Annotated in this window: 12 protein-coding genes and 1 pseudogene; 11 read left to right on the top strand and 2 right to left on the bottom strand. The window is 49.8% G+C overall.

What is annotated here, in order from left to right:
- Positions 1 to 14: 14 nt before the first annotated feature.
- On the bottom strand, positions 15 to 1,667 hold the full coding sequence (locus DBO31_RS00825) for an acetolactate synthase large subunit (protein ID WP_150824210.1): 1,653 nt from the start codon (positions 1,665 to 1,667) through the stop codon (positions 15 to 17).
- Between the two features lie 290 nt (positions 1,668 to 1,957).
- On the opposite strand from DBO31_RS00825, the gene DBO31_RS00820 reads away from it, so the two are divergent.
- The 4 genes from DBO31_RS00820 to DBO31_RS00805 all read left to right on the top strand — a co-directional run bounded on the left by DBO31_RS00820 (position 1,958) and on the right by DBO31_RS00805 (position 4,134).
- Positions 1,958 to 2,404 (top strand): DUF523 domain-containing protein, encoded by a 447-nt coding sequence (locus DBO31_RS00820; RefSeq protein ID WP_150824209.1) that lies wholly within the window; start codon positions 1,958 to 1,960, stop codon positions 2,402 to 2,404.
- A gap of 92 nt (positions 2,405 to 2,496) precedes the next feature.
- Complete coding sequence (lepB, locus tag DBO31_RS00815; RefSeq protein ID WP_059077436.1) at positions 2,497 to 3,057, top strand: signal peptidase I; 561 nt, start codon at positions 2,497 to 2,499, stop codon at positions 3,055 to 3,057.
- 81 nt (positions 3,058 to 3,138) lie between these two features.
- Entirely contained in the window at positions 3,139 to 3,633 is a 495-nt protein-coding gene (gene queF / locus DBO31_RS00810; RefSeq protein ID WP_075582304.1) for a preQ(1) synthase, read from the top strand.
- Between the two features lie 123 nt (positions 3,634 to 3,756).
- On the top strand, positions 3,757 to 4,134 hold the full coding sequence (locus DBO31_RS00805; RefSeq protein WP_234995339.1) for a hypothetical protein: 378 nt from the start codon (positions 3,757 to 3,759) through the stop codon (positions 4,132 to 4,134).
- 73 nt (positions 4,135 to 4,207) lie between these two features.
- Here DBO31_RS00805 and DBO31_RS00800 read toward each other — a convergent pair whose 3' ends face one another.
- On the bottom strand, positions 4,208 to 5,314 hold the full coding sequence (locus DBO31_RS00800) for an acyltransferase (RefSeq protein WP_150824208.1): 1,107 nt from the start codon (positions 5,312 to 5,314) through the stop codon (positions 4,208 to 4,210).
- A gap of 123 nt (positions 5,315 to 5,437) precedes the next feature.
- Here DBO31_RS00800 and DBO31_RS00795 point away from each other — a divergent pair, with 123 nt between their 5' ends.
- From DBO31_RS00795 to DBO31_RS00765, 7 genes and pseudogenes are all read left to right on the top strand, one after another.
- A complete protein-coding gene (locus DBO31_RS00795; RefSeq protein WP_059077440.1) occupies positions 5,438 to 5,836 on the top strand; it encodes a DUF3592 domain-containing protein in 399 nt (132 codons plus the stop codon).
- Between the two features lie 12 nt (positions 5,837 to 5,848).
- Entirely contained in the window at positions 5,849 to 6,457 is a 609-nt protein-coding gene (gene folE / locus DBO31_RS00790; protein WP_234995338.1) for a GTP cyclohydrolase I, read from the top strand.
- Positions 6,454 to 7,293: a dihydropteroate synthase gene (folP, locus tag DBO31_RS00785; RefSeq protein WP_150824207.1), complete on the top strand. Its 840-nt coding sequence runs from the start codon at positions 6,454 to 6,456 to the stop codon at positions 7,291 to 7,293. The genes folE and folP overlap by 4 nt, the downstream gene beginning before the upstream one ends.
- 18 nt (positions 7,294 to 7,311) lie before the next feature.
- A complete protein-coding gene (folB, locus tag DBO31_RS00780; RefSeq protein WP_075582306.1) occupies positions 7,312 to 7,674 on the top strand; it encodes a dihydroneopterin aldolase in 363 nt (120 codons plus the stop codon).
- Complete coding sequence (folK, locus tag DBO31_RS00775; RefSeq protein ID WP_059077443.1) at positions 7,671 to 8,150, top strand: 2-amino-4-hydroxy-6-hydroxymethyldihydropteridine diphosphokinase; 480 nt, start codon at positions 7,671 to 7,673, stop codon at positions 8,148 to 8,150. The genes folB and folK overlap by 4 nt, the downstream gene beginning before the upstream one ends.
- Before the next feature lie 9 nt (positions 8,151 to 8,159).
- The gene (locus DBO31_RS00770; RefSeq protein WP_059077444.1) at positions 8,160 to 8,828 is read left to right on the top strand and encodes a response regulator transcription factor; all 669 of its coding nucleotides are present in this window, start codon (positions 8,160 to 8,162) and stop codon (positions 8,826 to 8,828) included.
- Positions 8,825 to 9,149 (top strand): annotated as a pseudogene (locus DBO31_RS00765) (hypothetical protein); the annotation flags it as partial. The gene DBO31_RS00770 and the pseudogene DBO31_RS00765, both read left to right, overlap by 4 nt.

Here is a 9,149-nt window from a genome sequence, read left to right as displayed (position 1 = left end):
TAAGATCACCTTTCTCAAAGTTCCTTCATCAGTTCTTCCAGATGATGGGTCAGTTTCATATTTTCACTGTAATCGATGGGGCAGTCGATGATGACTGGTTTATCCTGCTTGAAGGATTTGATGAGCGTCGGCAGCAGGTCTTCCGCCTTTTCGATGCGGTAGCCGATGGCCCCCATGCTTTCGGCAAATTTCACGAAATCAGGATTGGTGAAATCGACGTATTCGTGATGGCCGTACTGCATGTCCTGCTTCCATTTGATCAGGCCGTAGCTGCGGTCATTGAAGATGAGGGTGACGAAATTCGTTCCCAGCCGGTGAGCCGTTTCGAATTCCTGGCAGTTCATCATGAAGCCGGCATCACCGGTGATGGCCAGCACTTTTCTGTCAGGATGGACCAGTTTTGCGGCAATAGCGCCGGGGACGGCCAGACCCATGGTGGCGAATCCGTTGGAGATGATGCATGTATTGGGCTTATAGCAGTTATAATGGCGGGCAACCCAGACCTTATTGGCCCCTACGTCGGAGATGACGATATCATCCTTGTCCATGACGCGCCGGCAGTCGATGAGTGCTTTCTGCGGCTTGACAGGATAGGAAAGGTCCTGGGCATAGCTTTCATGTTCTTCGACCATCTGTTTCCGCAGATTGAGAAAGGGGACCGGTTCCTGCAGGCGGGCTGCTTTATTCATGATCCGTTCCAGCGCATCGGGAATATTGCCGACGACTTCCACTTCGGGCTGGTAATTTTTGTTGATGTCGGCCGGCATCGTATCGATATGGATGATATCGGCGTTGGACATGTGCCATTTAGCCGGGGCGTATTCGATGATATCGTAGCCGATGGCGATGACCAGGCTGGCTTTTTCCAACATCTTCGTCTGATAATCGTCCATGGGGATGCCGACAGTCCACATCGAATAGGGATTGTCAAAGGGAATAGCCCCTTTGGCCATCATCGTATTGATAACCGGCAGTTTCAGCTTTTCTGCAAATTTAGTGAGCATTTCTGTGGCATGGCTGCGGATAACGCTGCTTCCGGCGAGGATGACCGGATTCTTGGCATAGGAAATCATGGATGCAGCGGCTTCAATCTGCGCTTCCAGGGCCGTTTCCGGCTGGATGGTCTGGCGCTGCAGTGGCCTTTCGTCGTCACCGACGGGCATTTTACTGATATTGACCGGCAGGTCGATGAAGGTAGCACCTGGTTTTTCCCGTTCGGCATATTTAAAGGCGAGCCGTGTGATTTCTGCCATCGTATCAGGCCGGACGACCGTATAGGCGCGGCGGGTGATCGGTTCAAACATAGAGCGCAGGTCCAGATACTGATGGGCCGTAATGTGCATCTTGTCTGTGCCTACCTGACCGGAAATAGCAACCAGCGGCGCCCCGTCGCAGTCGGCATCGGCAACGCCGGTGATGAGGTTTGTCGCCCCCGGCCCGAGAGTTGCCATGCAGACGCCGGCCTTGCCGGTCAGTCTGCCATAGACGTCAGCCATAAAGGCGGCGCCCTGTTCGTGACGGACAGTGATGAATTCTATTTTAGATCTTTTCAGTGCTTCCATGATGGCGAGGTTTTCTTCGCCGGGAATGCCAAAAATATAATGAACGCCTTCTTCTTCCAGACATTCGACTAAAAGATCGGCTGTATTGCGCTGTTTTGTTTTCATTGGATGATCCCCTCTCTTAATAACACAGATACTTTTCTGTTGCGGCTCCAATTATAGTATCTGGAAATGACTTTTTCAATTTCACAATATGAAATTTAATCTAGTTTTAATAATTCTTTCCTTTGCGAAAATGAATGAATGGAGAAATAAAATACTGTAAATACAAGGGTTTATCCAATGTTTATGATAAATTACCTGTCAAATATTATGCCGCGATATAGAATTATATTCTGTATCATGAAATTTAACATACAAATTTTTCTTTCGTAATGTGAAAGGAGATGCGATTTATGCAGTTTATTATCATCAGTGCCTGTCTCTTAGGGCAATCCTGCCGTTATGACGGGCAATGCCGGGAGTATCCGGAGATTACCCCATTGTGCAGCCGGAAAGACATCGTGCTCATTCCCGTCTGTCCGGAACAGGCCGGAGGCCTGGCTACGCCGAGACCAGCAGCGGAACGATCAAAAAACGGCGTGTTTACCCGGGAAGGGCGCGATGTGACCGCTGAGTATGAACGGGGAGCACGGGAGGCACTGCGCCTGGCCAAGCTATATGGCTGCCGCTGGGCCGTCCTCAAGGAGAAAAGCCCGTCCTGTGGCAGCTTCTGCATTTACGACGGCACGTTTACGCGCACTCTTACAGAAGGTGATGGCGTGACAGCGGCCCTGTTCAGGAAAGAGGGCATTTCCGTTGTTGGCGAAAGCCGTATTCCCTGGCTCCTGGAACAGTTGTAAGACGCCTGTTCTTACCGGCCGCCGTGGAAATATTGCTTGCTTTATAGGGGCCTCTTTGCTACAATATATAAGTACGCGAGGAGGAACATATAGTGAATACGGTATTACATGAAATATTGGAATGGCTCTATGCCATTGTCATTGCGCTGGCCATTGCCATGGTTATCCATATATTCTTTTTGCAGCCGACACGGGTTTCAGGTGAATCCATGGTGCCGACCCTGCATAACGGTGAATATCTGATTATTTCAAAAATGGGACATATTATGGGAGATGTACCCAATTACGGTGACATCGTCATCATCGACAGCCGCGTCGGCTATCCCCGGACGTGGAAAGATGACGTAGCCGAACCAATGGACAATTATCTGGCCCTGTTCAGCTCCCGCTTCCAGACGAAGAATGTCTGGGTAAAACGGGTCATTGGCCGCCCGGGCGACACGCTGGCTTTCCATGACGGCAAAGTATGGCGCAACGGTGAGGCTCTGGATGAACCGTATATCAATGAACCCATGACTTATAGCCGCAAAGGGGAGGTCCAGGTGCCGGAAGGATATGTCTTCTGCATGGGCGATAACCGTAACCACAGCAGTGACAGCCGCTTCATCGGGCCGGTCCCGGTTGATCACGTCCTGGGGAAAGTCATTTGGTAAATAGGGTGTAAGAGCCGGTGCGCGTACCGCTTGTATACGTGCCGTACTCTTGCACTTTTTTTGTAGGAAAGGAGTTTTTTTATGAGCCGCACAAAGGAAGAATTACAGGGAGTTACGTCTCTGGGAAATCAGCATACAGCCTATACGTTCGATTATGATCCATCACTGTTGGAAACGTTTATTAATAAACATCCCGGCCGGGACTATTTCGTCAAGTTCAACTGTCCCGAATTTACCAGTCTCTGCCCCAAGACGGGACAGCCCGATTACGCTACTTTGTATATTTCGTATGTACCGGACCAGCGGATGGTAGAAAGCAAATCGCTGAAGCTCTATCTGTTTAGTTTCCGCAATCACGGGGACTTCCACGAAGACTGTGTCAACATCATCATGGACGACCTGATCCATGCCATGGACCCGAAATACATTGAGGTGTGGGGGAAATTCCTGCCCCGTGGCGGCATCAGCATCGACCCGTACTGCAATTACGGCCGTGCCGGGACTCCCTGGGAGCAGGTAGCCTGGCAGCGCCTGTCTCAGCACGATCTCTATCCGGAAACCATCGACAACCGTTGACAGATACTTTCAGGTTACGGTTTTGTCTCAGTTTTTCTGCCATTGACAGAAATTGGAAAAGATATGGTATAATAGAACAAACGATAGTTCATAGTAAACATAAAGGCGGTGTTCTTCTTGAAAATGAAAAAAATACTGGCTGCCCTGGTTTTGTCCCTGGCTGTATCCGTTACGGCTTTTGCCAAGGAAGAAGTGTGGCAGTACAATCAGTTTACGACTATTGATATGAGCTCAGCGAAGATTTCCTATCCGGCAGGCATGCAGACTCTTACCTTCCATACGGTAGAAAAAGCTGGTGATTCGACGGATTACTGCACCTATGTCTACAACGTGGATGAACAGACCATCCAGCTCAAGGAAATGGTAACAAAGACGAAAAAGAGCAAGTATAAAAGCAGTTTTTATCCCGAATCCATCAAGAACGGCAATAATGTCATCAAGGCACGGGCCCGCATGGCCGATGAAGTACTGCAGAAAGTACTGGAAAAACTCAATAAATAACAAAATGGAAGCGGCCGCATTACGTGTTTATGCTTAATGCGGCCGCTTCTTTTCTGCGTCTATATGTATGTGGTTATTTTCCTTTGATGCAGATGCGCAGCCACCGCGGCAGTGTAGCTTTGGTGACGACGATGGAAAAGGCGATGGCCAGGAGAGTTACGATGCAGTAGATGGCCATGATGTACAGACTGCGCAGGAAAATATGAAAGTGAGATGCCAGATGGGTGAGCAGTGCCAGAAACAGGGGATGGACCAGATAGATGGGATAGGAGTAATCGCCCAGGAGAGAAAACACTTTATCCACCGCACGCGGCACGGGACGGCATTGCCACCAGTACAGGCAGAACAGCATCGTAGACAAAGTATAAACCATTCCTACCGGACTGAGCTGGTGGATGGTAAACACGGCAGACAGGGCATCATAGCCCTTATAGTACATGATGCCGTAATAAGCGGCCAGCATGCCTGCTGTGGAAAGCCCCTGGAAGAGATTGACCAGAAGTCCGTGATTTTTAAGCCAGTCGCAGACGGCGGAAAAGTGTTCTGCCGTAAAAGCGCCGAACAGGAAGATGAACAGATAATGAAGGACGACGTAATTGAGGCGGTAATTGAAGGCATCCTGCAGAATCGGGCTGGCAAAATGAAAATTCCAGATATAACTGGAATAGAAGTTAAATATCATGTTGGCGAAAAAGAGAATGGTAAAGGACAGGGCCGATTTCTTATCCATCCAGCGCAAAAGGGGCCGCCAGAGGGGCATGAGAAAATAGAACCACAGGAGAATGACGAGAAAATAGATGTGATACATGGCCAGGCCGTACCAGAGTGTACGGATGAACTGTCCGGGATGGAACAGAGTAAAATTATGGCCGATGACGGAAACGTACAACATGTAAAATAAGGACCAGGAGAGGTAAGGGATTAGGACCGTGCGCAGGCGGCGCTTCAGGTACTCTTTGTATACAAAGGGCTGATTGAGAGGCTGGCTGAGGAACATGCCGAAAGCGGACAGGAAAAAAAAGGCCGGAACGGAAAAGCGGGAGAGAATTTCCAGCACGGCGACCAGTCCCAGATTGGGAGAGGGGCTGAGAAGGGCTACGGAGCCGACGTGGATCCCGATGACTCCCAGCATACAAAGGCCACGCATATAATTAATAGACTGTATAAAACGTTTTGACATCTCGCACCTCATTCATATAAGTTTGCACTAGATACTTTCAGCTTTTTATTGTATCATATTTTAAGACACATGTAGAGATAGTTAAGAGAGGGTTTCCATCCTCTTAGAAGGAGACATGGCGCAATGAGCATTTTCTATTATGTACCAGCTGTCCTTGGCGTGCTGTTCATCGGTATCGGCACCTGGCATGGCTGGCGGCTGCGTGCCCTGACGAGGCATTGTACGGTTCCGGCAACGGGCACGGTGGTGCAGTTTGACGTACAGAAAAATAAAAGCGGCGATATGTATTACCCCGTCATCCGCTTTCAGGCGGGAGCAGAGCAGTATACGGCCCGCTATACCTTCGGCAACAGTGAGTGGAGCTTTGAAGCTGGCGATACCGTCGATATCCGCTACAATCCGCAAAAACCGGAAGAAATCTATTTGTATCACGAACAGACGACGCTGCAGCAGTATGCCAGTCCGTTCATGATCATTGTCGGCGGCTTGATATTTATTGCAACTTATTATATTACAATGTAAGGAAGTATAGTCATGACTGATTTTTCAAAACATATGACGGAGCAGACTGAGGTGAACGAAAAGGCCGTACAGGCCGCGGGAGATTTTCTGCAGGCTCTGGGACTGGACCTCAAACAACTCGGCATGGAAAAAACACCGTACAGGGTAGCTATGGCCTTTTCCCATTTCTTTTCTGGCTTGAAAGAAAATCCGGAAAACTGCTGGGGTGAATTAATCCCTACCCAGTCGGACGGGCTGGTTGCCGTACGCAACATCCGGTTTTATTCCATGTGTGAACATCACCTGCTGCCTTTTTTTGGCATCGTTCACATCGCGTATTATCCGGCAGAAGGCAAAATAGCCGGGTTTGGCCACTTTGCCGAAGTGGTAGACGTACTGGCCCGCAGACCGCAGCTTCAGGAACGGTTTACCTATGAAATATGTAAAGCCGTTCAGGATGGACTGGGGGCCAGAGGTGCCCTGGTCATCGTCCGGGGGACTCATTTGTGCCTTTCCATGCGCAATCATCTGGGCGGCGATTCAGATATTATTACCCAGGCCGGGCTGGGATGTCTGGCCGACGGTACCGATGCAGGGCATCAGGCATGGAAACTGCTTATGGAAGGGGATGCACAGGAATGACAAGACAACATCGCACGTATCACTGGAAAGATGGCAAGACTCTTACTGTCGGGGATAAGACATTGATTATGGGCATATTGAATTATACGCCCGATTCCTTTTCGGACGGCGGGAGCTGGAATGACGTGGATAAGGCTCTTCACCATATGGAAGATATGGTAGCGGCCGGTGCCGATATCATCGACATTGGCGCCGAATCATCACGGCCGGGATTTACCCCTATTTCGGCAGAGGAAGAGATCAGCCGACTGGAACCCATCCTGCGCCGCCTCGTATCAGACTGCCCGGTTCCCGTATCGGTCGATACCTACAAGGCCAAGACGGCACATTATGCCATGTCCTGCGGTGCCCACATCATGAATGATATATGGGGACTGCAATACGCCCCGGAACCGGGAGAAATGGCCGCCGTCGCCGCTGAATTCGACGTGCCGGTCATCGTCATGCACAATCAGGATGGGACGGAATACGGCGATATCATAGGCGATATGAAGACTTTTTTTGCCCGCTCCGTAGCTATTGCCGACGCTGCCGGTGTCAGCCGTGATAACATTATTACTGATCCGGGAATCGGGTTTGGCAAGACGTTTGAACAGAATGTGTACGTCATGAAACATCTCCGCGAACTGACGGACCTGCCTTATCCGCTGCTTCTCGGTACGAGCCGTAAAGGGTTCATCGGACGCATCCTGGATCTTCCTGTGACGGAACGCATGGAAGGAACGGGTACAACCTGTGTAGCCGGTGTACTCGACGGGGCGGCTATCGTCCGCGTCCATGACGTCGGACCTATAGCACGCATGTGTAAAATGGCCGATGCATTACGGCCGGAATAGATGGATAAGGAGATTCCTATGGATAAAATAGTATTAAAAGGATTGCATTTTTATGGATATCACGGCGTATTTCCGGAAGAAACGAGAAAGGGGCAGCCTTTTTCCGTCGATCTGGTCATGGAACTGGATACAAGCGATGCCGTACAAAGTGACAGTATTAAAGATACGGTAGATTATAGTGCCGTCTATACGACAGTACAGGAAATCGTCGAAGGCAGGCCATACAAACTGATCGAAAAAGTAGCTGCCGTTATTGCCGATACGGTACTTGATACGTATCACAGGATACAGGCGGTGGAAGTGACACTCCACAAGCCGCAGGCGCCCATTGACGGTCATTTTGATGATGTGACCTTTGTCATCAGGCGGAGCCGGTCGTGATCAGGGTCTATCTGAGCCTGGGGGCCAATCTGGGCAGACGGAAGGAAACGCTGCAGCAGGCGGTCCGTGCCATATCGGCTCTTGACGGGGTGCGTCTGGCTGCTGTATCATCCTTTTATGAAACTCCGCCCTGGGGAAAAGAGAATCAGCCGCCGTTCATCAATGCGGCAGCACTGGCAGAGACATCGCTCCCTGTCGTGGAATTTCTCCGGAAGTGTCAGGCTGTGGAAACGGCATTGGGCCGGGTACGGCACGAAAAATGGGGAGCCCGCACGATCGATATAGACCTCGTGTACAGTCCTGACGTGACCTGCCGGACCGCAGAGCTGACACTGCCCCATCCATATCTGACACAGCGGGCTTTTGTCCTCGTGCCATTGCAGGAAATTGCCCCTCATCTGACGATAGGGGGAACTGATATCGGACAACTGCTGATAAAGCTGCCCGAACGCAGGCAGATTATTAAAATAGAATAGGAGAAGATTATGGAAAAGATACTGATTGCCGATGATGAACAATTGATGAGGCAGCTGGTCATTGATTTTTTAAAACCAGAAGGCTATGAAATCGTAGAAGCTGCTGATGGAAAAGAAGCATTGGAAAAATACCGGTCAGAACATCCGGATCTGATTCTTCTCGATGTCATGATGCCTGGATACGACGGGTGGACGGTCTGCCGGGAAATCCGCCGGGAATCGACTGTACCTATTATGATGCTGACGGCGAAAGGTGAAGAAATAGACCAGCTCTTTGCCTACGATCTGGGTGTCGATGAATATATAACCAAACCTTTCAGCCCCAAAATTCTCGTAGCCAAAATAAAAGCGCTGCTGCGCCGCGTACAAGCTGAAGAAGAACAACCCCAGGCGGCTGAAGGTGTATCTATTGACCGAGATGCCCGTCAGGTCGTCATCGATGGCAAAAACGTTGATCTCAGTCCGACAGAATATAAACTGCTCAACTATCTCATGACCAATGCCGGCAAAGCGCTGAGCCGCCGCCAGATTCTCAATAAAGTCTGGAATTATGAATATTACGGCGATCTTCGCACGGTCGATACGCATATCAACAGACTGCGCATTAAACTCGGTGACAAAGGATATGTCATTAAAACCGTACGTGGTTACGGGTACCGTTACGAAGCGTCGAAATGATGAAGATATCACTGCGCAAAAAAACATGCTTTTTCCTTGCTGCCTTTACGATTTTGTCGGCGCTGCTGCTCATGCTGGCTATTGGGATAGGTTTTAAGACTTTTTATCTGGAATACAGGAAGGACACACTTATATCTATGTCCAAGGATATCGGCCGCATGTACCACGAAGCCGGGACCGATAATACAGAACAGTTCGACCGCCTTAGCCAGCAGAACAGTTCTGTCATTTATATCGTGGACAATCAGCATCTTGTGTATTCGTCCATGCCGAACCGGAAAGCTGTACTGGGAAGACCGTCATTCAAGGGACAGCAGGAAT

This window comes from Megasphaera sp. DJF_B143 (genome assembly GCF_900320625.1).
GTDB lineage: Bacteria > Bacillota > Negativicutes > Veillonellales > Megasphaeraceae > Megasphaera > Megasphaera hexanoica.
The sequence above is the reverse complement of the archived record's forward strand: the minus strand, read 5'-3'. Positions and strand labels throughout refer to the sequence as shown.

What these genes read in the sequence shown, in the direction of transcription:
- DBO31_RS00825 (WP_150824210.1), bottom strand. Translation starts at nt 1,667, where the DNA reads ATGAAAACAAAACAGCGCAATACAGCCGATCTTTTAGTCGAATGTCTG.
- DBO31_RS00820 (WP_150824209.1), top strand. Translation starts at nt 1,958, where the DNA reads ATGCAGTTTATTATCATCAGTGCCTGTCTCTTAGGGCAATCCTGCCGT.
- queF (WP_075582304.1), top strand. Translation starts at nt 3,139, where the DNA reads ATGAGCCGCACAAAGGAAGAATTACAGGGAGTTACGTCTCTGGGAAAT.
- DBO31_RS00805 (WP_234995339.1), top strand. Translation starts at nt 3,757, where the DNA reads ATGAAAAAAATACTGGCTGCCCTGGTTTTGTCCCTGGCTGTATCCGTT.
- DBO31_RS00800 (WP_150824208.1), bottom strand. Translation starts at nt 5,314, where the DNA reads ATGTCAAAACGTTTTATACAGTCTATTAATTATATGCGTGGCCTTTGT.
- DBO31_RS00795 (WP_059077440.1), top strand. Translation starts at nt 5,438, where the DNA reads ATGAGCATTTTCTATTATGTACCAGCTGTCCTTGGCGTGCTGTTCATC.
- folE (WP_234995338.1), top strand. Translation starts at nt 5,849, where the DNA reads ATGACTGATTTTTCAAAACATATGACGGAGCAGACTGAGGTGAACGAA.
- folP (WP_150824207.1), top strand. Translation starts at nt 6,454, where the DNA reads ATGACAAGACAACATCGCACGTATCACTGGAAAGATGGCAAGACTCTT.
- folB (WP_075582306.1), top strand. Translation starts at nt 7,312, where the DNA reads ATGGATAAAATAGTATTAAAAGGATTGCATTTTTATGGATATCACGGC.
- DBO31_RS00770 (WP_059077444.1), top strand. Translation starts at nt 8,160, where the DNA reads ATGGAAAAGATACTGATTGCCGATGATGAACAATTGATGAGGCAGCTG.